Below are 23,811 nucleotides of genomic sequence, written 5' to 3' on the forward strand. Positions count from 1 at the left end.
GCCCCTGGCGCACTCCAGTCCAACCGATCCGTTTTCGCCTTGTGTCAAGTGAATCGCGCCTGGCCGGTGGCGAGTTCATTCGAAGGGGTGGCGAATGGTGGCGTTTCCGGGATCGACCTCGCGGGAGGGGTGATCGTAGGATTACTTTCGGTACACGAACCCCCAAGGCAGGCCCGTCCGTGGGTATGCCGGAGGCAATGCGTGAAGGACTCGTGAAGGTCCGTGGCGGCGCTCGCCGCTCCCGCCAGGGTTTCGTGTGGAAGATGCTGAGCGGATGGGGGCGTTCCAGTGAGCGGCAACGACGCAAGCGGAACGAGCGACGAGTGTGCTGACCGTAATGATCAGCTGACGTCATGGTTCGTCCGCAGCGGCTGGTCGAAGGGCGAGCTCGCCCGCCAGGTCAACCGTCGTGCCCGCCAGATGGGCGCCCACCACATCAGCACGGACACCTCCCGGGTGCGCCGCTGGCTCGACGGCGAACAGCCCCGCGAGCCCGTCCCCCGGATCCTCTCCGAGCTGTTCTCGGAGCGCTTCGGCTCCGTGGTCGCCATCGAGCAGCTCGGTCTGCGCACCGCCCACCAGACCCCGTCCGTCTCCGGCGTCGACCTGCCCTGGGCGGGCCCGCAGACCGTCGAACTGCTCGGCGAGTTCTCCCGCAGCGACCTGATGCTGGCCCGCCGGGGATTCCTCGGGACCTCGCTCGCCCTCTCCGCCGGCCCCGCCCTGATCGAGCCCATGCAGCGCTGGCTCGTCCCGGCCCCGGCCGCCGACCCGGGACCGCGCGCGGTGGGGGCCCCAGCGGAGCGAGGGGGAGGGCCGGCGGGCGCCCTCGGCGGCCACCGCCCGCCCCGGCTCTCCGAGCCCGAGCTCGGCCTCCTCGACGCCACCACCGTGATGTTCCGCCAGTGGGACGCCCAGTGCGGCGGCGGGCTGCGCCGCAAGGCCGTCGTGGGCCAGCTCCACGAGGTCACCGACCTGCTCCAGGAGAACCACCCGGCGCCCGTCATGAAGCGGCTCTTCAAGGTCGCCGCCGAGCTCGCCGAACTGGCCGGATGGATGAGCTACGACATCGGCCTGCACCCCACCGCCCAGAAGTACTTCGTCCTCGCGCTGCACGCCGCGAAGGAGGCCGGGGACAAGCCGCTCGGCTCGTACATCCTCTCCGGCATGAGCCGCCAGATGATCCACCTCGGCCGCCCCGAGGACGCGCTGGAACTCGTGCACCTCGCGCAGTACGGCAGCCGCGACTGCGCCGGCCCGCGCACCCAGGCCATGCTGTATGCGATGGAGGCCCGCGCCTACGCCAACATGGGGCAGCCCAGCCGTTGCAAGCGGGCGGTGCGGATGGCCGAGGACACCTTCGCCGACGTCGGCTTCGGGGGTGAGCCCGAACCCGACTGGATCCGCTTCTTCTCCGAGGCCGAGCTGAACGGCGAGAACTCGCACTCGTACCGCGATCTGGCCTACGTCGCCGGGCGCAGCCCCACGTACGCCTCCCTCGCCGAACCCGTCATGGAGAAGGCCGTCGCACTGTTCGAGAAGGACGAGGAGCACCAGCGCTCCTACGCCCTCAACCTCATCGGCATGGCCACCGTGCACCTGCTCCAGCGCGAGCCCGAGCAGGCCACGGTCCTCGTCGGCCGGGCCCTCGACGTGGCGGGAAAGGTTCGGTCCGAACGGGTGAACACCCGACTGCGCAAGACCGTCGACACCGCCGCCCGTGAGTACGGCGACGTCTCCGACGTGCGTCGGCTCACCGACGTCCTCGCCGCCCGGCTCCCCGAAGCCGCAGAGGCCGTCTAGCGGCCCAGGCGGCCGCCCCTCCCAGACCCCGGCCGCGGCAGTCACCCCGTGAAGCCCGATCAGGCTCCCCCAGCCAGGACATCCGGGTCACCGCCGCGGCCGGCCCCTCGTGTGCGGCCGAACCGCCCCCGCTCTCGCGGAAGCGGCTGCCCGCCGTCGTGGTTCTTCAATTGATGGTTCACGTGTTCATCGGGCTGTAACAGCCCGGACGCCTTCGTCATCGGCGCGAAACACCGAGCGGCGCCGCCGGAAACCGGCCTGCGCGAATCTCAGGGTCATTAACCGGCCAGTCCCGGCCAGCCCCCCATCCGGCCGGACCCCTTAACGCCGCTCAGGTTTTCACGATCGCCCGCACGCGAACGTACCGACGACGAGGAGACGCCGATGGCATCAGCCATCACGACCCTCGCGGCAGACGCCCCGACGCTGTCTGCCGCGAACACCGGGTTCATGCTCATCTGCTCCGCCCTGGTCATGCTGATGACCCCGGGACTCGCCTTCTTCTACGGAGGCATGGTCCGCGTCAAGAGCAGCCTCAACATGCTGATGATGAGCTTCATCAGCCTCGGGATCGTCACGATCCTCTGGGTCCTCTACGGCTTCAGCCTCGCCTTCGGCACCGACTCCGGCTCCCTCATCGGCTGGAACTCCGACTACGTGGGCCTCAGCGGAATCGGCATCACCGAGCTGTGGGACGGGTACACCATCCCGGTCTACGTCTTCGCCGTCTTCCAGCTGATGTTCGCCGTCATCACCCCGGCCCTGATCAGCGGCGCCCTCGCCGACCGCGTGAAGTTCAGCGCCTGGGCCCTGTTCACCGTCCTGTGGGTCACCGTCGTCTACTTCCCCGTCGCCCACTGGGTGTGGGGCGCCGGCGGCTGGCTCTTCGAGCTCGGCGTCATCGACTTCGCGGGCGGCACCGCCGTCCACATCAACGCCGGCGCCGCCGCCCTCGGCGTGATCCTGGTCATCGGCAAGCGCGTCGGCTTCAAGAAGGACCCGATGCGCCCGCACAGCCTCCCCCTCGTGATGCTCGGCGCCGGTCTGCTCTGGTTCGGCTGGTTCGGCTTCAACGCGGGCTCCTGGCTCGGCAACGACGACGGCGTCGGCGCGGTCATGTTCGTCAACACCCAGGTCGCCGCCGCCGCCGCCATGCTCGCCTGGCTCGGCTACGAGAAGCTGCGCCACGGCTCCTTCACCACCCTCGGCGCCGCCTCCGGCGCGGTCGCCGGCCTCGTCGCCATCACCCCCTCCGGCGGCTCCTGCTCCCCGCTCGGTGCGATCGCCATCGGCGCCATCGCCGGTGTCGTGTGCGCCATGGCCGTCGGCCTCAAGTACAAGTTCGGCTACGACGACTCCCTCGACGTGGTCGGCGTCCACCTCGTCGGCGGTGTCGTCGGCTCGCTGCTCGTGGGCTTCTTCGCCACCGGCGGCGTCCAGTCCGACGCGGCGGGCCTCTTCTACGGCGGCGGTCTCGAACAGCTCGGCAAGCAGGCCATCGGAGTCTTCGCGGTCCTGGCCTACTCTCTCGTGGCGTCCGCGCTGCTCGCCTTCCTCCTCGACAAGACGATCGGGATGCGGGTCACCGAGGACGACGAGGTCTCCGGCATCGACCAGGTCGAACACGCCGAGACCGCCTACGACTTCAGCGGAGCGGGCGGTGGATCCTCCTCACGGAGCACCGCCGCCACCGCCCCCGCCGCCGCGAGCAAGAAGGTTGACGCATGAAGCTGATCACCGCGATCGTCAAGCCGCACAAGCTGGACGAGATCAAGGAAGCCCTCCAGACCTTCGGAGTCCAGGGGCTCACGGTCACCGAGGCCAGCGGCTACGGCCGTCAGCGCGGCCACACCGAGGTCTACCGGGGCGCCGAGTACACCGTGGACCTCGTACCCAAGATCCGCATCGAGGTGCTCGTCGAGGACGCCGACGCCGACGAGGTGATCCGGGTCATCGTGAGCGCCGCCGCCACCGGCAAGATCGGCGACGGCAAGGTGTGGAGCGTCCCCGTGGACTCGGTCGTCCGGGTCCGCACCGGCGAGCGCGGCGCTGACGCGCTCTAGGTGACGGGAGCTCCTGGGTGACGAGCGTCGAGAAGACCACGGACCACACGGCCGACTCGGGACCCAGCGGTTACGCCGCGGCCCGGCTGCGACTCCTCCAGGAGGAGTCGCGGTCCGGGCCTTCGCGGCGTTCCGCCCTGGCCGGGCTGACCGACGAATGGCTGAACGCCCTGTTCACGGCCGCCGTACGGGAGACCGGCGTACGCGGCGCCGCCCTCGTGGCCGTCGGCGGTTACGGGCGTGGCGAACTCTCCCCGCGCAGCGACCTCGACCTGGTGCTGCTGCACGACGGCAAGGCCGAGCCGCGGGCCCTGAGCGCGCTGGCCGACCGCGTCTGGTACCCGGTGTGGGACCTGGGCGTCGCCCTCGACCACTCGGTACGGACCCCCGGTGAGGCCCGGAAGACGGCCGCCGAGGACCTCAAGGTGCACCTCGGGCTGCTGGACGCCCGGCCGGTCGCGGGCGACGCCGGCCTCCTCGCCGGCCTGCGGACCGCGGTGCTGGCCGACTGGCGCAACCAGGCGGCCAAACGGCTCCCGGAGCTGCACACCCTGTGCCGGGAACGGGCCGAGCGGGCCGGTGAGCTGCGCTTCCTGCTCGAACCCGACCTCAAGGAGGCCCGCGGCGGTCTCCGGGACGCCACCGCGCTGCGGGCGGTGGCGGCGTCCTGGCTGGCCGACGCCCCGCGCGAGGGCCTCGCCGACGCCCGGCGCCGGCTCCTCGACGCACGGGACGCCCTGCACCTGGTGACCGGCCGGGCCACCGACCGGCTCTCGCTCCAGGAACAGGACCAGGTCGCGGCCCAGCTCGGGCTGCTCGACGCGGACGCGCTGCTGCGCGAGGTGTACGAGGCCGCGCGGGTCGTCGCGTACGCCGGTGACGTGACCTGGCGCGAAGTCGGCCGGGTCCTGCGGGCCCGCGCGGCCAGGCCGAGGCTGCGGGGGCTCCTCGGCACCCGCGGGGCGCCCGCCGTCGAGCGGGCACCCCTGGCCGAGGGGGTCGTGGAGTCCGACGGCGAAGCCGTGCTGGCCCTGGCCGCGCGCCCCGACCGGGATCCCGTGCTGCCGCTGCGCTTCGGCGCGGCCGCCGCACAGGCCGGACTCCCCGTGTCCCTGCACGCCCTGCGCAGGCTCGCGGCCCAGGCGAAGCCGCTCCCGGTGCCGTGGCCGGCCGAGGCCCGGGAGCAGCTCCTCACCCTGCTGGGTGCCGGCGAGCCGACCATCGCGGTCTGGGAGGCCATGGAGGCGGAAGGCCTGATCACACGACTGCTGCCCGACTGGGAACGGGTACGGTGCCGCCCGCAGCGCAACCCCGTCCACACCTGGACGGTGGACCGCCACCTCATCGAGACGGCCGTGCGGGCCTCGGCCCTCACCCGCCGGGTCGGCCGCCCCGACCTGCTCCTGATGGCCGCTCTCCTGCACGACATCGGCAAGGGCTGGCCGGGGGACCACTCCGTGGCGGGGGAGACGATCGCGCGTGACGTCGCCGTGCGGGTCGGCTTCGACGCGCGGGACATCGACGTACTGGGCACCCTCGTACGGCACCACCTGCTGCTGATCGACACCGCGACCCGGCGCGACCTGGACGACCCGGCGACCGTCCGCGCGGTCGCCGGGGCCGTGGGGTCGGTGGGCACGCTGGAGATACTGCACGCCCTCACGGAGGCGGACGCCCTGGCCACCGGGCCGGCGGCGTGGAGCGCCTGGCGGGGATCGCTGGTCGCGGACCTCGTCGCGCGGGTCGCCGCCGTGCTGCGCGGCGCGGCCCCGGCCGAGCGTGAACCGGAGATCCCCTCGACCGAACAGGAACGCCTGGCGGTGGAGGCGCTGCGCACCGGGGAGCCGGTGCTCGCGCTCCAGGCCCGGCACGAGGAGGACGCCGTCGGCGTGGAACTCGTCGTGGCCGTCCCCGACCAGCCGGGGGTCCTCCCGGCCGCGGCGGGCGTGCTGGCCCTGCACCGGCTCACCGTCCGGGCGGCAGACCTGCGCTCCGTGGAGCTCCCGGACCGGCTGGGGGAGGTCCTGGTGCTGCGCTGGCGGGTGGCGGCCGAGTACGGCTCCCTGCCCGAGGCCGCGCGGCTGCGCACCGACCTGGTCCGCGCCCTGGACGGCTCGCTCGACGTACCGGCCAGGCTGGCGGACCGCGAGGCGGCGTACCCGCGCCGCCGCGGGGTGGTCCCGCCGCCGCCCCGGGTCGAGGTGGTCCCGGACGTCTCCGCGCTGGCCACGGTCCTGGAGGTGCGCGCCCCCGATGCGGTGGGTCTGCTGCACCGGATCGGGCGGGCGCTGGAGTCCGGCGGGGTCAGGGTCCGCAGCGCGCACGTCTCGACGCTCGGCGCCAATGCCGTGGACACGCTGTACGTGACCACCCCCGAGGGCAAGCCGCTCGAACCCGTGCGGGCGGCGGCCCTGGCCGCATCCGTGCAGGCGGCGCTGGCGTAGCGGCGGGGCCGGATCGCCCCCGGGCGATTTCGGCCCCACCGGCCCTGCGGGGCCCGCGGTCAGGGTCGGAGCTCCGGGAAAAGACGCCCGAAGGGCCGGGCCGGTGGCGCGGCCCGATACCCTGGGGGACGACCACAACGCCCCCGACCCGAGGAATCGCGACCACCGTGTTCGATACGCTCTCCGACCGCTTGGCGAATACCTTCAAGGGCCTGCGCGGCAAAGGCCGGCTGTCCGAGGCTGACATCGACGCAGCGGCCCGGGAAATCCGTATCGCCCTCCTCGAGGCCGACGTCGCCCTCCCGGTCGTCCGCTCCTTCATCGCGAACGTCAAGGAGAGGGCCCGCGGCGAGGAGGTCAGCAAGGCGCTGAACCCCGGCCAGCAGGTCCTCAAGATCGTCAACGACGAGCTGGTGACGATCCTCGGCGGCGAGACGCGGCGGCTGCGCTTCGCCAAGACCGCCCCCACCGTGATCATGCTGGCCGGTCTCCAGGGTGCCGGTAAGACCACCCTCGCCGGAAAGCTCGGCCTCTGGCTCAAGGGGCAGGGCCACACCCCGCTCCTCGTCGCGTGCGACCTCCAGCGCCCCAACGCCGTCAACCAGCTCTCCGTCGTCGCCGACCGCGCGGGCGTCGCCTTCTACGGGCCCCAGCCCGGCAACGGCGTCGGTGACCCGGTCCAGGTCGCGAAGGACTCCGTCGAGTACGCGCGGACCAAGCAGCACGACATCGTCATCGTCGACACCGCCGGCCGCCTCGGCATCGACGCCGAGCTGATGCAGCAGGCCGCGGACATCCGCGACGCCGTCAGCCCCGACGAGATCCTGTTCGTCGTCGACGCCATGATCGGCCAGGACGCGGTCAACACCGCCGAGGCCTTCCGCGACGGCGTCGGCTTCGACGGCGTCGTGCTCTCGAAGCTCGACGGCGACGCCCGGGGCGGTGCCGCGCTCTCCATCGCGCACGTCACCGGCAAGCAGATCATGTTCGCCTCGAACGGCGAGAAGCTCGACGAGTTCGACGCCTTCCACCCGGACCGCATGGCGGGCCGGATCCTCGACATGGGTGACATGCTCACCCTCATCGAGCAGGCCGAGAAGACCTTCTCGCAGGCCGAGGCCGAGAAGATGGCGGCCAAGCTCGCCAAGGGCCCCAAGGAGTTCACGCTCGACGACTTCCTGGCCCAGATGGAGCAGGTCCGGAAGATGGGCTCCATCTCCAAGCTCCTCGGCATGCTCCCCGGCATGGGTCAGATCAAGGACCAGATCAACAACATCGACGAGCGCGACGTGGACCGCACCGCCGCGATCATCAAGTCGATGACCCCGGCCGAGCGCCAGGACCCGACGATCATCAACGGCTCGCGCCGTGCCCGTATCGCCAAGGGTTCCGGCACCGAGGTCAGCGCCGTCAAGTCGCTCGTGGAGCGGTTCTTCGACGCCCGCAAGATGATGTCCCGCATGGCTCAGGGCGGCGGCATGCCCGGGATGCCCGGCATCCCCGGGATGGGCGGCGGCCCCGGCCGGCAGAAGAAGCAGGTCAAGCAGGCCAAGGGCAAGCGCAAGAGCGGGAACCCGATGAAGCGCAAGGAAGAGGAGGCCGCAGCCGCGGCCCGCCGTGAGCAGGGTCCGCAGGCGATCGAGCCCGCGGCCGGCGGCAGCCCCTTCGGGCTTCCCGCGGGCGGCGGTCAGCCGGGTCAGGACTTCGACCTGCCGGACGAGTTCAAGAAGTTCATGAAGTAGTACGCACGCGGGTACGCGAGCGTGGGCCCCGGCTGTGTTCACACAGCCGGGGCCTTCTGTATCTGCGGGGGCAGTGGTCGGGTTTGTCGCTTATGGTCGGCCGGGAGGACGGCAGAAGGAGACGCCCGTGCCCAGCCCCAGCCCCGTACCGCCGCGCGACCGGGCCGACACGCCCTGGCGCTCGGAGGGCGCACCGCCCGCCCCCGCGCCGAAGAAGAGGATGCCGGGCGGCTGGCGGTGGCTGATCCTCGCCGCCCTGATCGTCTACCTGATCACCAACCTGGTGCTGTCCTTCTTCAACGAGGGCGACGAGCCGACGATCTCGTACACCGAATTCAGCAAGCAGGTCGCGAACGGAAACGTCTCGAAGATCTACTCCAAGGGCGACGCCATCCAGGGAGAGCTGAAGACCAAGCAGCCGCTGCCCGAGGGGGACAAGGGCGACTACACCAAGTTCGTCAGCCAGCGGCCGGCCTTCGCCGATGACAACCTGTGGGCCGAGCTCACCAAGCAGAACGTGACCGTGACGGCCTCTCCGGTCGTCCTGCAGCGCAGTTTCCTGGCCAACCTGCTGCTTTCCCTCGCCCCCATGCTGCTGCTGGTCGCGCTGTGGATCTTCTTCTCCCGCCGCATGAGCGCCCGGATGGGCGGCATGGGCGCGCTGGGCCGCAAGGCCCCGCCCAAGCCGGTGGAGCTGGTGGAGGGCGCCACGCGCACCACCTTCGAGGACGTGGCCGGCATCGACGAGGTCGCGGGGGAGCTGAACGACGTCGTCGACTTCCTCAAGAACCCGCAGGACTACCGGAGGATGGGCGCCAGGATGCCGGGCGGGGTCCTGCTGTCCGGACCGCCCGGCACCGGCAAGACCCTGCTGGCACGGGCGGTCGCGGGCGAGGCCGGGGTCCCGTTCTTCTCCGCCTCCGCCTCCGAGTTCATCGAGATGATCGTCGGCGTGGGAGCCTCCCGGGTCCGCGAACTGTTCGCGGAGGCGCGCAAAGTGGCCCCCGCGATCATCTTCATCGACGAGATCGACACCATCGGCCGCGTACGGGGCGGCGGTGCGACGATGGGCGGCCACGACGAGCGCGAGCAGACCCTGAACCAGATCCTCACCGAGATGGACGGCTTCTCGGGTTCGGAGGGCGTGGTCGTCCTGGCCGCCACCAACCGGGCGGACGTCCTGGACCCCGCGCTGACCCGCCCGGGCCGCTTCGACCGCACGGTGGTCGTCTCCCCGCCCGACCGGGGCGGCCGCGAGGCCATCCTGCGCATCCACACGCGGGACATCCCGCTCGCCGCGAGCGTCGACCTGGCCCAGGTGGCCCGTACCACCCCCGGAATGACCGGCGCCGAACTGGCCAACCTGGCCAACGAGGCCGCGCTGCTGGCCGTCAAACGCCGCCAGGACCAGGTCACCCAGTCCGATCTCTCCGACGCCCTGGAGAAGGTCCAGCTCGGCGCGGAACGGTCCCTGGTCATGCCGCTGGAGGAGCGCCGCCGTACGGCCTACCACGAGAGCGGCCACGCCCTGCTGGGCATGCTCCAGCCCGGCGCCGACCCGGTGCGCAAGATCACCATCGTCCCCCGGGGCCGCGCGCTCGGCGTCACCCTCTCGACCCCGGACGCGGACCGGTACGCGTACACCGAGGAGTACCTCCGCGGCCGCATCATCGGCGCGCTGGGCGGCATGGCGGCCGAGCACATCGTCTACGACGTGATCACCACGGGCGCGGAGAACGACCTCGAACAGGTCACCAACATCGTCCGCGGCATGGTCGGCCGCTGGGGCATGAGCGAGCGCGTCGGCAAGCTCACCGCCATCCCCACCGACGGCCAGGGCCCGTACGGCCTGTCCGCGGCCCCCGCCACCCTCGACGTGGTCGACCACGAGATGCGGCGGATCGTGGACGAGTGCTACGAGGAGGCCTGCCGGCTGCTGCGCGAGCACCGGCTGAAGCTCGACGCCCTGGCCGAGGCCCTGCTCGCCGCCGAGACCCTGGACGAAGCGGCCGCCTACGCCGCCGCCGGGATCCCGCGCCTGACGAAGGGCCACGGCGCGGACTGAAGGGGCCGCCGCTCACACCACCCGGGCGATCACGTACCGGAAGATGTTCGGCAGCCACACCGCTCCGTCGGATCGCTCGAACGGGTGAAGGGCCTCGGCGAGCTCCTTCTCCGCGAGCGCGGGATCGGCCGCGCCGTCGAAGAGCCCCGTCGACAGCAGCCCGCGCACGGCGCTGTCCACATCCGCGTACCCGAAGGGGCAGAACACCCGACCCGACCCGTCCGGCCGCAGCCCGGCCCGCTCCACGAGCGCGTCCAGGTCCCGGGGCGCGGGCCCGCCGCCCAGGACCGCCGGCACCGTGCACCGTTCCGCCGGACCCCAGTCGGCCAGCACCACTGCCCCGCCGCGCCGGACCGCGGGCAGCGCCCGGGCCAGCGCCGCCGGGGCCGGCGAGAAGGCCAGCAGGGCGTCGTACGGGCGCGGCGCCGCCGACGGCTCCGGGGGAGCCGCGAGCACCTCCAGCAGCCGCTCACGGGCCAGCGCCCGCAGTGCCGGATCCGCCTCCACCCCCGTGGCCACGGCTCCCCGCCCGGCAGCGAGCAGCAGGGGCAGCCCGGCCCCGCAGCCGAGGTCCAGCAGCCGGTCCCCCGGCCCGATCTCCAGCCGGTCGTAGACCGCCTCGTACAGCGGTACCAGCATCCGTTCCTGGATCTCCGCCCAGTCCCGGGCGACGAGTGTCGCGGTCGGCATCGGTGTCATCGAAAGAGCGCTCCTGATTCCATGTCGCCCCCTTGCCCCCGTTGACAGAGAACTCCCCATCGGCCCCCGCGTCCAGAGGAGCGTGCCACCCGATTCACGCATCGAGCGCCGGGCGCCGTACCATTCGCGCCATGGCAAAGGCACCCGTTCTCACCCCGCAGGCGGAGGATTTCCCCCGCTGGTACCAGGATCTGATCAACAAGGCCGAGCTGGCCGACAACGGTCCGGTCCGCGGCACCATGGTCATCCGACCGTACGGCTACGGCCTGTGGGAGCGGATGCAGCAGGAGATGGACGCGCGCATCAAGGACGCGGGCGCCCAGAACGCGTACTTCCCGCTGTTCATCCCGCAGTCGTACCTGACGAAGGAAGCCGAGCACGTCGAGGGCTTCGCCCCCGAGCTCGCGGTCGTCACGCACGGCGGCGGCAAGGAGCTGGAAGAGCCGGTCGTCGTCCGGCCCACCTCCGAGACGATCATCAACGACTACTTCTCCAAGTGGGTCCAGAGCTACCGCGACCTGCCCCTGCTGATCAACCAGTGGGCCAACGTGGTCCGCTGGGAGATGCGCCCGCGCGTCTTCCTCCGCACGAGCGAGTTCCTGTGGCAGGAGGGCCACACGGCCCACGCCACCTACGAGGACGCCCGTGACTACGCCGCCCGCATCCACACGGACGTGTACGGCGACTTCATGACGAACGTGCTCGGCATCGACGTCGTGCTCGGCCGCAAGACCGCCAAGGAGCGCTTCGCCGGCGCCATCAACACCCTCACGCTCGAAGGCATGATGGGCGACGGCAAGGCCCTGCAGCTGGGCACGAGCCACGAGCTGGGCACCAACTTCGCCAAGGCCTTCAACACGCAGTACCTGTCGAAGGAAGGCAAGCAGGAGCTCGTCTGGCAGACCTCGTGGGGCGTCTCGACCCGCATGGTCGGCGGCCTGATCATGTCCCACGGCGACGACAACGGCCTGCGGGTCCCGCCGCGCCTGGCCCACGTCCAGGTCGTCGTCATGGCGATCAAGGGCGACGAGGCCGTGGCCAAGGTCCGCGAGCTGGGCGCCCAGCTGAAGGCCGCCGGCATCCGGGTGCAGGTCGACGACCGCGTCGACACCCCCTTCGGCCGCCGCGCCGTGGACTGGGAGCTCAAGGGCGTACCGGTCCGCATCGAGATCGGCCCCCGCGACCTGGAGGCCGGCACCGCGATGCTGGCCCGCCGGATCCCGGGCGGGAAGACCCCCGTGCAGATCGACGCGCTCGCCGACCTGCTGCCCAAGGTGCTCGACGAGGACCAGGCGCAGCTGCTGCGCGAGTCCCGCGAGCGCCGTGAGGCCCGTACCTCGGACGTCTCGACCATCGAGGAGGCCGCCGAGGCCGCCATCGCCGGCGGCTGGGCGCGGATCCCGTGGGCGGACCTCGGTCCGGAGGGCGAGGCGAAGCTGGCCGAGCAGGCCGTCTCCGTGCGCTGCCTGATCGCCGCCGACGGGTCGGTTCCGGAGGCGGACGACGCCCCCGGTACCCTCGCGATCGTCGCGCGCTCCTACTGATCACTCCTACGCCCCGGCGCGCGGCCTGTGCCGTGCGCCGGGGTTGGTGCTTTCCCGTCGACGTTACGTACCGACTCATCCTGAGATCGACGCACCCGTCCTCGTCGGGACGCATGAGTGTGAACTGACTGGTACGTGCAAAAAATTTGGAATGGCCCGGAATCGGAACACCGGGGCACCTCGGCTCGTTGTCACGACGTGAGCACGACACCCCCTGTTCTCGCCGCAGAGCTGGCGCAGGCGTGGGCCGATATTCAGCGGTACCACCCCGAGCTGCCTGACCTTGCCGCGCCCGAGTCCCTGATCGGAGAGTCCTCGTCCGCCTGCGGCGCCGAGCTCTCCTTCGAGCGACTGCTGCACGAGGCAGTCCACGGCATCGCCGCCGCCCGCGGAGTCCGCGACACCTCGCGCGCCGGCCGCTACCACAACCGCAGATTCCTCGCGATCGCCGAGGAGATGGGTCTGGACCACTCCGAAGAGCCGCACGCCAGCAGCGGCTTCTCGCTGGTCACGCTCAACCCCGAGGCGAAGCGGCGCTACCGCCCCACGATGGAGCGGCTCCAGCGCGCGCTGAAGGCCCACACGGCCGCCACGGCCGCGGACACCAAGCGCAGCTTCCGGGGGCCGGCCGCCCGGCACGGCTCCTCCGGCGGCGGCGTGCGCGTCAAGGCGGTCTGCGACTGCGGGCGCAACGTGCGGGTGGTCCCTTCCGTGCTCGCCCAGGCGCCGATCGTGTGCGGCGGCTGCATGAAGCCGTTCCGCATCCCCGAGGTGGCCATCGCGGCGGCCTCCTGACCGTGGGGCCGGCCCGCCCAAGGCACCCCGGCGGGCCGCGCCGCGCCACTGCGGCGGCGACCGGAGCCGCGGCCGCGCTCAGCCGCGCCCGCAGGGCGGGGTGCATCCACCCCGCCCTGCTGAGCGCGCCGCAGGCGTATGGCACAATGGCTAGCTGTACTCGACAGTCGCATAGGACCCCTCTCTCCTCCGGCTGACGCGTCCATCGGGCACCCGAGTACCGCAACCCCACGTGGCATCTCATGTGCCCAACCACGTCAAGTTCAGGAGACACCACTCCAGTGGCAGTCAAGATCAAGCTCAAGCGCCTCGGCAAGATTCGCCAGCCGCACTACCGCATCGTCGTCGCCGACGCCCGCACCCGCCGGGATGGTCGCGCGATCGAGGAGATCGGTATCTACCACCCGACCTACAACCCGTCGCGCATCGAGGTCAACGCCGAGCGTGCGCAGTACTGGCTGTCCGTCGGCGCCCAGCCCACCGAGGCTGTGCTCGCCATCCTGAAGCTGACCGGTGACTGGCAGGCCCACAAGGGTCTCCCCGCCCCCGCGCCGCTCCTGCAGCCGGAGACGAAGGAGAGCAAGCGTCGCTCCTTCGACGAGTTCGCCAAGGCCCTCGAGGGCATCGGCGAGGGCAAGGGCGAGGCCATCACGCAGAAGGCCAAGAAGGCCGACAAGAAGGCGGACGAGGCTGAGGCCGCCGCCGAGTCGACCGAGGCCTGATCATGCTCGAGGAGGCTCTTGAGCACCTCGTGAAGGGCATTGTGGACAACCCCGACGACGTGCAGGTCGCCTCGCGCAACCTGCGCCGCGGGCAGGTGCTCGAGGTCCGGGTCCACCCCGACGACCTCGGCAAGGTGATCGGCCGCAACGGTCGCACCGCACGTGCTCTGCGTACCGTCGTGGGCGCCATCGGCGGCCGGGGGATCCGCGTCGACCTCGTCGACGTGGACCAGGTCCGCTGAGACCAGGTCCATTGCAAGAGTGATCACCGGCACGGGCCGGGGAGGGCATACGTGCCCGCCCCGGCCCGTCGTCGTCTGAACAGGAGAGACACACAGTGGAGCTGGTAGTCGCGCGGATCGGCCGCGCCCACGGCATCAAGGGTGAGGTCACCGTCGAGGTGCGCACCGACGAGCCGGAACTGCGGCTCAGTCCCGGCGCCGTGCTCAAGACGGAACCCGCGTCGGCGGGACCGCTGACCGTCGAGACGGGCCGGGTGCACAGCGGCAGGCTGCTGCTCCGCTTCGCGGGCGTCAAGGACCGCACCGGCGCCGAGGCGCTGCGCAACACCCTGCTGATCGCGGAGGTGGACCCGGCGGAGCTCCCGGAAGAGGACGACGAGTACTACGACCACCAGCTGATGGACCTGGACGTGGTGCTGGAGGACGGCACCGAGATCGGCCGGATCACCGAAATCTCCCACCTGCCCTCGCAGGACCTCTTCATCGTCGAGCGGCCGGACGGCTCCGAGGTGATGATCCCCTTCGTCGAGGAGATCGTCGCCGAGATCGACCTGGAGGAGCAGCGCTGTGTCATCACCCCGCCGCCCGGGCTGATCGACGAGCGCGAAGCGATCATCGACTCGACCCGCGACGAGGACTCCGGGGAAGAAGCCTGATGCGTCTCGACGTCGTCACGATCTTCCCCGAGTACCTGGAGCCGCTGAACGTCTCCCTCGTCGGCAAGGCCCGCGCCCGCGGCCAGCTCGACGTACACGTCCACGACCTGCGGGACTGGACGTACGACCGGCACAACACCGTCGACGACACCCCGTACGGCGGCGGCCCCGGCATGGTCATGAAGACCGAGCCGTGGGGCGCGGCCCTGGACGCGGCGCTGGCCGACGGCTACGAGGCGGGCGCGCACGGGCCCGTCATGGTCGTCCCCACCCCCAGCGGCCGGCCCTTCACCCAGGAACTGGCCGTCGAGCTCTCCGAGCGGCCCTGGCTGATCTTCACGCCGGCCCGGTACGAGGGCATCGACCGCCGTGTCATGGACGAGTACGCCACGCGCATGCCGGTGTACGAGGTCTCCATCGGCGACTACGTCCTGGCGGGCGGCGAGGCCGCCGTACTCGTCGTCACCGAGGCCGTGGCCCGGCTGCTGCCGGGGGTGCTCGGCAACGCCGAATCGCACCGCGACGACTCCTTCGCCCCCGGTGAGATGGCCAATCTGCTGGAGGGGCCCGTCTACACGAAGCCGCCCGAGTGGCGCGGCCGGGGCATCCCCGAGGTGCTGCTCAGCGGCCACCACGGAAAGATCGCCCGTTGGCGCCGGGACGAGGCCTTCCGCCGGACCGCGCAGAACCGCCCCGACCTGATCGAGCGCTGTGAGGCCGCGGCCTTCGACAAGAAGGACCGGGAGATCCTCTCCATCCTGGGCTGGAAGCCGTCGGCCGACGGCCGATTTTGGCGCAGGCCCCCAGCCGTGGAAGAATAGGCGGCTGCTGTGTGCTCGCGGACGCCCCTGCCACAGGGGGATCGTCGTCCGCCGGGTTCCACGGCTCCCGAATTCTCTACGGAAACCCGCACTGGCGACCTGTGGCGTCATGCGAAGAAAGCAGACGAAGAACATGTCTCACCTGCTCGATGGCGTCAACGCCGCCGCGCTCCGCTCGGACGTCCCGGCCTTCCGCCCGGGTGACACGATCAACGTGCACGTCCGCGTGATCGAGGGCAACCGCTCCCGTATCCAGCAGTTCAAGGGTGTCGTCATCCGCCGCCAGGGCGCCGGTGTCTCCGAGACCTTCACCGTTCGCAAGGTCTCCTTCAGCGTCGGCGTGGAGCGTACCTTCCCGGTCCACTCCCCGATCTTCGAGAAGATCGAGCTCGTCACCCGCGGTGACGTGCGCCGTGCCAAGCTGTACTACCTCCGTGAGCTCCGCGGCAAGGCCGCGAAGATCAAGGAGAAGCGCGACAACTGAGGTCCTCTCCGGGGTCCCGGGGTGGCCGGATAGGCTCGCCCCCGATGGACACCGAAGCACCTCACACGCAGCGCGGCCACTCTTCCCCCGGCGAGGGGGAGGGGCGGTCGCGTTTTGCGTTCTCGTCGCCGCGGACGCGGCGGCAACGGCCGGCCTGGCGGCTGACGTGGCGGCGGGCCGGAGTGCTCGGCGTGGTCTGCACCGTCTTCCTGCTGCTGCTCAGCAACTTCGTGGTGCAGCCCTTCCTGATTCCGAGCCGCTCGATGGAGCCGACGCTCGAGGTCGGGGACCGGGTGCTGGTCGACAAGCTGGCGTACCGTTTCGGCGATCAGCCGCGCCGCGGGGACATGGTGGTCTTCGACGGCACCGGGTCCTTCGTACGGGAACGCCCCGCGGGCCATCCGGTCGGTGAGGCCCTGCACGGCGCGGCCTCGGCGCTCGGGCTCGCTCAGCCGTCCGACACCGACTTCGTCAAGCGGGTCGTGGGCGTCGGCGGGGACGACGTGGTGTGCTGTGATGCGGGCGGGCGCATCAAGGTCAACGGCCTCCCGCTGGAGGAGCCGTACCTGTACCCGGGCGACGCACCTTCGAAGGTGCCCTTCCGGATCGTCGTACCAGTTGGGACCCTGTGGGTGATGGGTGACCATCGATCCCAGTCCAGGGACTCGCGAGACCACCTGGGAGAACCGGGCGGGGGGATGGTGCCGGTGGAGAAGGTGATCGGGCGGGCCGCGTGGATAGGCTGGCCCGTCTCGCGCTGGGGCACGGCCGGGGGCGGGCATGGGTAGCCGCGGGCGGCCGCGCGGCCGTCAGAAACGCGAACCCGAATGGGAACTCGAGTTTGAACCCGAGCCGGAGCCGCAGCCGGAGCCCGTCCCGGTGGTGGAGGGCGGCCGGGCCGAGCGGCGCAGGCTGGCCCGCCGGGTGAAGCGCCGGCGCCGTACGCGCCGGGCCGGTGAACTGCCCCTGCTGGTGGCCGTGGCGCTGTGCATCGCCCTGGTCCTCAAGACCTTCCTGGTGCAGGCCTTCTTCATCCCGTCGGGCTCGATGGAGCAGACCATCCGGATCGGCGACCGGGTACTGGTGGACAAGCTGACCCCGTGGTTCGGATCCAAGGTCGAGCGCGGCGACGTCGTCGTGTTCAAGGACCCCGGCGGCTGGCTCAAGGGCGAGGTCGCCCGGCCCGCCCCCGACCCGGTCGGCGTCAAGCAGGTCAAACAGGCACTCACCTTCATCGGACTGTTGCCCTCGGCCGACGAGCAGGACCTGATCAAGCGCGTCATCGGCGTCGGCGGGGACACCGTCATGTGCTGTGACGCCAGGGGCCGGGTCACCGTCAACGGCTCGCCGCTCGATGAGCCGTACGTGAACGAGGGCAACACGCCCTCGGACATCCGCTTCGAGGTACAGGTGCCGACGGGCCGGCTCTTCGTGATGGGCGACCACCGGGCGAATTCGGCGGACTCCCGCTTCCACCTCGACGAGGCCTTCGACGGGACCATCGACGAGAACGGGGTCGTGGGGGAGGCCGTGGTCATCGCCTGGCCCTTCGGGCACTGGCGCCGGCTGGAGACGCCCGCCACCTTCCGGATGGTGCCCGATCAGGCCCGCCGCGAGGCACGCGGGCGTCGTCGACGCCGACGGGGCCCGCTGTTCGCATAGTGTGTCCTGGGTCTCCCGCGCCTTAGGGAACTCCCGCTCGTTAAGGGAGGGGAGAGCCCGTTTCCGATCCGGAGCGGGCGGTCGATCCGAGTGAGGGAGTGGATGTGGGGGATGTGGCGGTAGGCGCACGTTCCGGACGCGACGAGGGCGAGGAGCGGCCGGACGACGACGCTGCCATGAGCGAGGCCGAGGAGGACGGCGGTACCGCGGCGCGCCCGCACCGCTCGTTCTGGAAGGAGCTTCCGCTCCTGATCGGTATCGCCCTGCTGCTGGCCCTGCTGATCAAAACCTTCCTGGTCCAGGCGTTCTCGATCCCGTCCGACTCGATGCAGGACACCCTGCAGCGCGGGGACCGGGTTCTGGTGGACAAGCTGACCCCCTGGTTCGGCTCCGAGCCCGAGCGCGGCGAGGTCGTCGTCTTCCACGACCCGGCGGACTGGCTGTCCGGAGAGCCCACCCCGGAGCCGAACCTCGCCCAGCAGATCCTCAGCAAGATCGGCCTGATGCCGGACGCCGCCGAGAAGGACCTGATCAAGCGGACCATCGCCATCGGCGGGGACACGGTCGAGTGCAAGAAGGGGGGACCGGTCGTCGTCAACGGCAAGGCGCTCGACGAGCCGTACATCTACCCCGGCAACACCCCGTGCGACGACGCCCCGTTCGGCCCGATCACCGTGCCCAAGGGCAAGATCTGGGTGATGGGCGACCACCGGCAGAACTCCCAGGACTCCCGCTACCACATGCAGGACTCCACCCAGGGCTTCGTGCCGGTCGACAAGGTCGTCGGGCGGGCCGTGGTGGTCGCGTGGCCGATCACCCGCTGGTCCACCCTGCCGATCCCGGACACCTTCGACCAGCCGGGCATCGGCAACCAGACCAAGGCCGCCGCGCTGGGCCTCGGCGCCTCCGGGCTCGCGCCGGTGGGGCTCGGCCCGGCCGCGCTGGGGCTCACCGGCGCTGTGCCGCTCGTCATGTGGCGCCGACGGAGGCTGACTGGCGGGCGTACCGCCGGGTAGGGTGCCGCCCAGGTCGACGATCTCCGACGTGGGGGCGCTGCAATGGGCGGAACACAGGCAATACGCAGTGGCAAGGACGGCCACGGTGGTCTCGGCAACGTGTTGTCGGGTATCGCCGTGGCCGTCGGCTTTGCGCTCTTCCTCGGCGGTTTCGTGTGGGGGGCGTTCGTCTACCGGCCCTACACCGTGCCCACCGACTCGATGACGCCCACCGTCGTGCCCGGGGACCGGGTGCTGGCGCAGCGCATCGACGGCGGTGAGGTGCGCCGCGGGGACGTGGTCATCTTTACTGATTCCATGTGGAGCGATTCGCCCATGGTCAAGCGGGTCGTCGGCATCGGCGGCGACACCGTGAAGTGCTGCGGCGCCGCCGGCGAGCTCACCGTGAACGGCACGGCCCTGGACGAGCCCTACATCGACGCCACCAAGCCCGACTCGGGGCTTCCCATGCCGCCCGGGCAGACCACCACCCCCGGCACGCCCTTCGAGGTGACGGTGCCGGAGGGCAACCTCTTCCTGATGGGTGACCACCGGAGCGGCTCCCTGGACTCCCGGGCGCACCTCCAGGAGGCCGGACAGGGCACCGTGCCCCGGTCGGCCGTCAGTGCCCGGGTCGACGCCCTCGCCTGGCCCTCCATGAAGATGCTGGAGCGGCCGCCGACGTATTCCGGGCTGCCCGGCGGGGTCTCCGGGCCCGGGCCGCTGCGGCTGCAGCTGGCGGCCGTGGTCGTGGGCGCCGCCCTGGTGGTGCTGGGGGCCGCGTACGGGCCGCTCGCACGGGTACTCGGGCGCGGCCGACGGCGGGAGCGGGCCGATGCCCGCTGAAGCGGCATCGGCGCCGGGCTGCCGGAAGGTGTCGCGGGTGATCCTGCTGGACCCGGCGGACCGGATCCTGCTGCTGCACGGCTTCGAACCGGCGGATCCCGCGGACGAGTGGTGGTTCACCCCGGGCGGCGGGCTGGAGGGCGACGAGAGCCGGGAGGACGCCGCGCTGCGGGAGCTGGCGGAGGAGACGGGGATCACACAGGTCGAATTGGGGCCCGTGCTGTGGCACCGGTACTGCTCGTTCCCCTTCGACGGGCGCCGCTGGGAGCAGGACGAGTGGTACTTCCTGGCCCGTACCGCCCAGACGGCGACCGAGATGGGCGGCCTCACGGAGCTGGAGCGACGCAGCGTCGCCGGAGCCAGGTGGTGGACCTCCGAGGAACTTCTCGCGGCCCATGAGACGGTGTACCCGACCAGACTCGCCGAGCTGCTCCGGACGCTGCTCGACGACGGTCCTCCGGGTGCGCCGGTGGTCCTGGCCCCGGAAATCGTTTAGGGGCGCAGGGGCCTGGCGCACAATAGGGGGACGCACGGCTGAAGGGGAACATGCCATGAGTGCCGAGGACCTCGAAAAGTACGAGACCGAGATGGAGCTGAAGCTCTATCGGGAGTACCGCGACGTCGTCGGGCTGTTCAAGTATGTGATCGAGACCGAACGTCGTTTCTACCTCACCAACGACTACGAGATGCAGGTGCACTCGGTCCAGGGAGAGGTCTTCTTCGAGGTCTCGATGGCCGACGCGTGGGTCTGGGACATGTACCGGCCGGCCCGGTTCGTCAAGCAGGTGCGGGTGCTGACCTTCAAGGACGTGAACATCGAGGAACTCAACAAGAGCGACCTCGAACTGCCGGGCAGCTGAGTTTCCTCCGTCGTACGGGTGACCGGGTTATCCACAACGGCGGAGTTGTCCACCAAGATCCACAAGGTGGGCGGGGGCGCGCGATCGTCGGTACCGGAGGTGGTGCCGGATGAACGCGAAGGGCGTGGCACAGCAGGCATTGGGGCGGTACGGCGAGGAACTCGCGGCGCGGCGGCTGACCGAGGCCGGGATGACCGTGATCGCGCGGAACTGGCGGTGCCGAGGCGGGGAGATCGACATCGTCGCCCGGGACGGTGACGCCCTCGTGGTGTGCGAGGTGAAGACCCGCCGGGCGGGGGAGTTCGAGCATCCCATGGCCGCCGTACGAGCGGGCAAGGCCGAGCGCTTACGGGCGCTCGCCGAGCGCTGGCTCGCCGACCACGGCGGACCACCCCCGGGCGGGGTGCGCATCGACCTCGTCGGAGTCCTGCTGCCGCGGCGCGGTGCGCCCGTGGTGGAGCACGTCAGGGGGGCGGCCTGATGGGGTTCGCCCGAGCCTGTTCGGTGGCCCTGGTGGGAGTCGACGGCGTGGTGGTGGAGGTCCAGGCGGACCTGGAGCCCGGGGTCGCGGCCTTCACCCTGGTGGGACTGCCCGACAAGACCCTGGTGGAGAGCCGGGACCGGGTGCGCGCCGCCGTGGTCAACTCGGGCGCGGCGTGGCCGCAGAAGAAGCTCACCGTCGGGCTCAGCCCGGCTTCCGTACCGAAGGGCGGATCGGGCTTCGACCTCGCGGTGGCCGCCGCGGTCCTGGGCGCCGCCGAGGTGGTGGACCCGGGTGCGATCACCGACCTCGTGCTCATCGGGGAGCTGGGCCTGGACGGCCGGGTGCGGCCGGTGCGGGGCATCCTGCCGGCGGTGCTCGCGGCGGCCGAGGCCGGCTACCGGCAGGTAGTGGTGCCGCAGCAGTGCGCCGCCGAGGCCACGCTCGTGCCGGACGTCTCGGTGCTCGGGGTGCGCAGCCTGCGCCAGCTCATCGCCGTACTGACCGACGGGGCGGTCCCCGAGGAAGAACCGCCGGACCCGCCGGGCCGCCCCGATCCGATGCTGGCAGGCCTGGTCCTCCCGGGCGCGGGCCTGGGGACGGGCCTGTCGAGTACGCCCGGCGGCTGGGAAGGACTGGACCTCGCCGACGTCGCGGGCCAGCGCCCCGCCCGGCGGGGGCTGGAGGTCGCCGCGGCCGGGGGCCACCACATCCTGCTGAGCGGTCCGCCCGGGGCGGGCAAGACGCTGCTGGCCGAGCGGCTGCCGGGCATCATGCCCCCGCTCACCCGACAGGAGTCCCTGGAGGTCACGGCCGTCCACTCGGTCGCCGGGATCCTCCCACCGGGCGAGCCGCTGGTGACCGTCCCGCCCTACTGCGCCCCGCACCACTCGGCGACGATGCAGGCCCTGGTCGGGGGCGGCAGCGGGCTGCCGAGACCCGGAGCGGTGTCACTGGCCCACAAAGGGGTGCTCTTCCTCGACGAGGCGCCCGAGTTCCGCCCCCAGGTGCTGGACGCGCTGAGACAGCCCCTCGAATCGGGGCACATCGTGGTGGCCCGGGCGGCCGGGGTGGTGCGCTTGCCCGCCCGGTTCCTGATGGTGCTCGCCGCCAATCCCTGTCCGTGCGGGCGGCACACCCTGCACGGGGCGGGATGCGACTGCGCGCCCTCGTCGATCAGGCGGTACCAGGCGCGGCTGTCCGGGCCCCTTTTGGACCGGGTCGACCTGCGCATCGAGGTCGAACCCGTCACCCGGTCCGACCTGCTCGGCCACGGCGGGCGGGGCGAGACCAGCGCCACCGTGGCCGGGCGGGTCGTCGAGGCCCGGGCGCGGGCGGCCCGCCGTCTCGACGGCACCCCCTGGCGGATCAACAGCGAGGTCCCGGGGCGGGAGCTGCGCACACGCTGGCAGCTCGCCCCGGGGGCGCTGGCACAGGCCGAGCGGGATCTGGAGCGCGGGCTGCTCACCGCGCGGGGGCTGGACCGGGTCCTCAGGGTCGCCTGGACCGTTGCCGACCTGCGGGGGCGGGACCGGCCCGAGGCACTGGACGTGGCCGTCGCCCTGGAACTGCGGACCGGAATCGCCCGCGGGGCAACCCTGGCGGCGGGGGCCGAGCCATGACCGGGGCCGGGGCCGGGGACGACGAGGGCGAACGGTTGGCGAGGGCGGCGCTGACGCGGGTGCTGGAGCCCGGGGAGGAGCGGGGCGGGAGGTGGCTCCGGGAGTACGGGGCGGTCGGGCTGATGCGGATGCTGACCGCGCCCGGGGCGGAGGCGGGCGCTCCCGCGGGGGTGGGGGCCGAGCGGCTCGCCGGCTACCGCAGACGGGCGGCGCTGGCCGATCCCCGGCGGGACCTGGAGCTGGCCGCCGAGTCGGGGGGCCGGTTCGTGTGCCCCGGCTCGGCGGAGTGGCCGACCCAGCTCGACGACCTCGGTGACGCACGGCCCGTCGGGCTGTGGCTGCGGGGCCGGCCGAACCTGCGGACCTGGGCGCTGCGCTCGGTCGCCGTGGTCGGGGCCCGGGCCTGCACCCCGTACGGCGCACACATGGCCCAGACCCTGGCCGCCGGACTCGCGGAGCGCGGCTGGGTCGTGGTCTCGGGGGCCGCGTACGGGATCGACGCCGCAGCCCACCGTGGGGCCCTCGCCTCGGGCGGCGCCACGGCCGCGGTGCTGGCCTGCGGGGTGGACGTCGCCTATCCCCGTGGACACGCCGGGCTCCTCGGCCGGATCGCCGGCCAGGGCCTGGTCCTGGGGGAGCTGCCGCCCGGTAGCCATCCGACCCCCAGCCGGTTCGTCCTGCGCAACCGGGTCATCGCCGCCCTCACCCGGGGCACGGTGGTGGTGGAGGCCGCCCACCGCAGCGGGTCCCTCGTCACCGCCCGGCGCGCCCAGCGGCTCGGCAGGTTCACGATAGGCGTCCCCGGGCCCGCCACCAGCGGCCTCTCGGCCGGGGTGCACGAACTGCTGCGGGGCGAGGCCGTGCTGGTCACCGACGCGGCGGAGGTGGTGGAACTCGTCGGCTCCATCGGGGAACTGGCCCCTGAGCGGCGCGGCCCCGTGCTCGCCAGGGATCTGCTGGACCCGGACACGGCCCGCGTGCTCGAAGCGCTCCCGGCCGGCCGCCCGGTCCACGCGGAGGAAGTGGCACGTGCCTCCGGCAACGGCGCAGATGAAGTCATCGGCAGACTGTACGAACTTCACTCTCTGGGGTTCGTCGAACGGCAGGGCGACGGCTGGCAGTTGAGTCGACGAACACCTGAAGGAGGCACACAAACCGGAACCGTCCGGCGAGGCGGTCGTTGACCTGGAGCGTTCCGGTGAAAGAGTGAAACCGATGAGAGACGCGGTCTTCCCGGTGGCAGTCGCCGGGACCGTGCGCCAGGC

At 71.8% G+C, this 23,811-nt stretch carries 23 protein-coding genes; 22 read left to right on the plus strand and 1 reads right to left on the minus strand.

Annotation, left to right across the window (positions count from 1 at the left end):
- Nucleotides 1–288: 288 nt before the first annotated feature.
- The 6 genes from nsdA (at nt 289) to ftsH (ending at nt 10,117) form a co-directional block, all read left to right on the plus strand.
- Nucleotides 289–1,803: a transcriptional repressor NsdA gene (gene nsdA / locus OG429_RS27205; protein ID WP_405678341.1), complete on the plus strand. Its 1,515-nt coding sequence runs from the start codon at nt 289–291 to the stop codon at nt 1,801–1,803.
- 384 nt (nt 1,804–2,187) lie between these two features.
- Nucleotides 2,188–3,531, plus strand: coding sequence for an ammonium transporter (locus OG429_RS27210; protein ID WP_328927871.1), 1,344 nt, complete (start codon nt 2,188–2,190; stop codon nt 3,529–3,531).
- A complete protein-coding gene (locus tag OG429_RS27215) occupies nt 3,528–3,866 on the plus strand; it encodes a P-II family nitrogen regulator (RefSeq protein ID WP_328927872.1) in 339 nt (112 codons plus the stop codon). Before OG429_RS27210 ends, OG429_RS27215 begins: the two co-directional genes overlap by 4 nt.
- Nucleotides 3,867–3,883: 17 nt before the next feature.
- Nucleotides 3,884–6,310: a [protein-PII] uridylyltransferase gene (locus tag OG429_RS27220; RefSeq protein WP_328927873.1), complete on the plus strand. Its 2,427-nt coding sequence runs from the start codon at nt 3,884–3,886 to the stop codon at nt 6,308–6,310.
- Between the two features lie 167 nt (nt 6,311–6,477).
- Complete coding sequence (gene ffh / locus OG429_RS27225; RefSeq protein WP_328927874.1) at nt 6,478–8,052, plus strand: signal recognition particle protein; 1,575 nt, start codon at nt 6,478–6,480, stop codon at nt 8,050–8,052.
- A gap of 127 nt (nt 8,053–8,179) precedes the next feature.
- The gene (gene ftsH / locus OG429_RS27230; protein ID WP_328927875.1) at nt 8,180–10,117 is read left to right on the plus strand and encodes an ATP-dependent zinc metalloprotease FtsH; all 1,938 of its coding nucleotides are present in this window, start codon (nt 8,180–8,182) and stop codon (nt 10,115–10,117) included.
- Nucleotides 10,118–10,129: 12 nt separating this feature from the next.
- Here ftsH and OG429_RS27235 read toward each other — a convergent pair whose 3' ends face one another.
- Entirely contained in the window at nt 10,130–10,807 is a 678-nt protein-coding gene (locus OG429_RS27235; RefSeq protein WP_328927876.1) for an SAM-dependent methyltransferase, read from the minus strand.
- A gap of 140 nt (nt 10,808–10,947) precedes the next feature.
- Between OG429_RS27235 and proS the strand changes: the two genes are divergently transcribed.
- The 16 genes from proS to dprA all read left to right on the plus strand — a co-directional run bounded on the left by proS (nt 10,948) and on the right by dprA (nt 23,730).
- Nucleotides 10,948–12,360 (plus strand): proline--tRNA ligase, encoded by a 1,413-nt coding sequence (proS, locus tag OG429_RS27240; protein ID WP_328927877.1) that lies wholly within the window; start codon nt 10,948–10,950, stop codon nt 12,358–12,360.
- 198 nt (nt 12,361–12,558) lie between these two features.
- Nucleotides 12,559–13,155 (plus strand): hypothetical protein, encoded by a 597-nt coding sequence (locus tag OG429_RS27245; protein WP_328927878.1) that lies wholly within the window; start codon nt 12,559–12,561, stop codon nt 13,153–13,155.
- Nucleotides 13,156–13,436: 281 nt separating this feature from the next.
- Nucleotides 13,437–13,877 carry a 30S ribosomal protein S16 gene (gene rpsP, locus OG429_RS27250; RefSeq protein WP_030386406.1) on the plus strand — a complete coding sequence of 147 codons (441 nt, stop codon included), beginning with the start codon at nt 13,437–13,439 and terminating at the stop codon, nt 13,875–13,877.
- A gap of 2 nt (nt 13,878–13,879) precedes the next feature.
- The gene (locus OG429_RS27255; RefSeq protein WP_007266827.1) at nt 13,880–14,119 is read left to right on the plus strand and encodes an RNA-binding protein; all 240 of its coding nucleotides are present in this window, start codon (nt 13,880–13,882) and stop codon (nt 14,117–14,119) included.
- A 95-nt stretch (nt 14,120–14,214) separates the two neighbouring features.
- Nucleotides 14,215–14,775: a ribosome maturation factor RimM gene (rimM, locus tag OG429_RS27260; RefSeq protein WP_328927879.1), complete on the plus strand. Its 561-nt coding sequence runs from the start codon at nt 14,215–14,217 to the stop codon at nt 14,773–14,775.
- Nucleotides 14,775–15,596: a tRNA (guanosine(37)-N1)-methyltransferase TrmD gene (gene trmD / locus OG429_RS27265; RefSeq protein WP_328927880.1), complete on the plus strand. Its 822-nt coding sequence runs from the start codon at nt 14,775–14,777 to the stop codon at nt 15,594–15,596. The genes rimM and trmD overlap by 1 nt, the downstream gene beginning before the upstream one ends.
- Before the next feature lie 133 nt (nt 15,597–15,729).
- Nucleotides 15,730–16,080 carry a 50S ribosomal protein L19 gene (rplS, locus tag OG429_RS27270; protein ID WP_073911044.1) on the plus strand — a complete coding sequence of 117 codons (351 nt, stop codon included), beginning with the start codon at nt 15,730–15,732 and terminating at the stop codon, nt 16,078–16,080.
- A gap of 44 nt (nt 16,081–16,124) precedes the next feature.
- The gene (gene lepB, locus OG429_RS27275; RefSeq protein WP_328927881.1) at nt 16,125–16,868 is read left to right on the plus strand and encodes a signal peptidase I; all 744 of its coding nucleotides are present in this window, start codon (nt 16,125–16,127) and stop codon (nt 16,866–16,868) included.
- Nucleotides 16,861–17,742, plus strand: coding sequence for a signal peptidase I (lepB, locus tag OG429_RS27280; protein WP_405678325.1), 882 nt, complete (start codon nt 16,861–16,863; stop codon nt 17,740–17,742). The genes lepB (OG429_RS27275) and lepB (OG429_RS27280) overlap by 8 nt, the downstream gene beginning before the upstream one ends.
- A gap of 113 nt (nt 17,743–17,855) precedes the next feature.
- Nucleotides 17,856–18,758, plus strand: a complete 903-nt coding sequence (gene lepB / locus OG429_RS27285; protein ID WP_328927882.1) for a signal peptidase I — start codon at nt 17,856–17,858, stop codon at nt 18,756–18,758.
- A gap of 42 nt (nt 18,759–18,800) precedes the next feature.
- Complete coding sequence (lepB, locus tag OG429_RS27290; protein WP_328927883.1) at nt 18,801–19,583, plus strand: signal peptidase I; 783 nt, start codon at nt 18,801–18,803, stop codon at nt 19,581–19,583.
- Nucleotides 19,573–20,079, plus strand: a complete 507-nt coding sequence (locus tag OG429_RS27295) for an NUDIX hydrolase (RefSeq protein WP_328927884.1) — start codon at nt 19,573–19,575, stop codon at nt 20,077–20,079. Before lepB (OG429_RS27290) ends, OG429_RS27295 begins: the two co-directional genes overlap by 11 nt.
- Before the next feature lie 55 nt (nt 20,080–20,134).
- A complete protein-coding gene (locus tag OG429_RS27300; protein ID WP_005311352.1) occupies nt 20,135–20,443 on the plus strand; it encodes a DUF2469 domain-containing protein in 309 nt (102 codons plus the stop codon).
- A 109-nt stretch (nt 20,444–20,552) separates the two neighbouring features.
- Nucleotides 20,553–20,924, plus strand: a complete 372-nt coding sequence (locus tag OG429_RS27305) for a YraN family protein (protein WP_328927885.1) — start codon at nt 20,553–20,555, stop codon at nt 20,922–20,924.
- Complete coding sequence (locus OG429_RS27310) at nt 20,924–22,546, plus strand: YifB family Mg chelatase-like AAA ATPase (protein WP_328927886.1); 1,623 nt, start codon at nt 20,924–20,926, stop codon at nt 22,544–22,546. Before OG429_RS27305 ends, OG429_RS27310 begins: the two co-directional genes overlap by 1 nt.
- Entirely contained in the window at nt 22,543–23,730 is a 1,188-nt protein-coding gene (gene dprA, locus OG429_RS27315) for a DNA-processing protein DprA (RefSeq protein WP_328927887.1), read from the plus strand. The genes OG429_RS27310 and dprA overlap by 4 nt, the downstream gene beginning before the upstream one ends.
- The last annotated feature ends 81 nt before the right edge of the window (nt 23,731–23,811 follow it).

The organism is Streptomyces sp. NBC_00190, from assembly GCF_036203305.1.
Classification (GTDB): domain Bacteria; phylum Actinomycetota; class Actinomycetes; order Streptomycetales; family Streptomycetaceae; genus Streptomyces.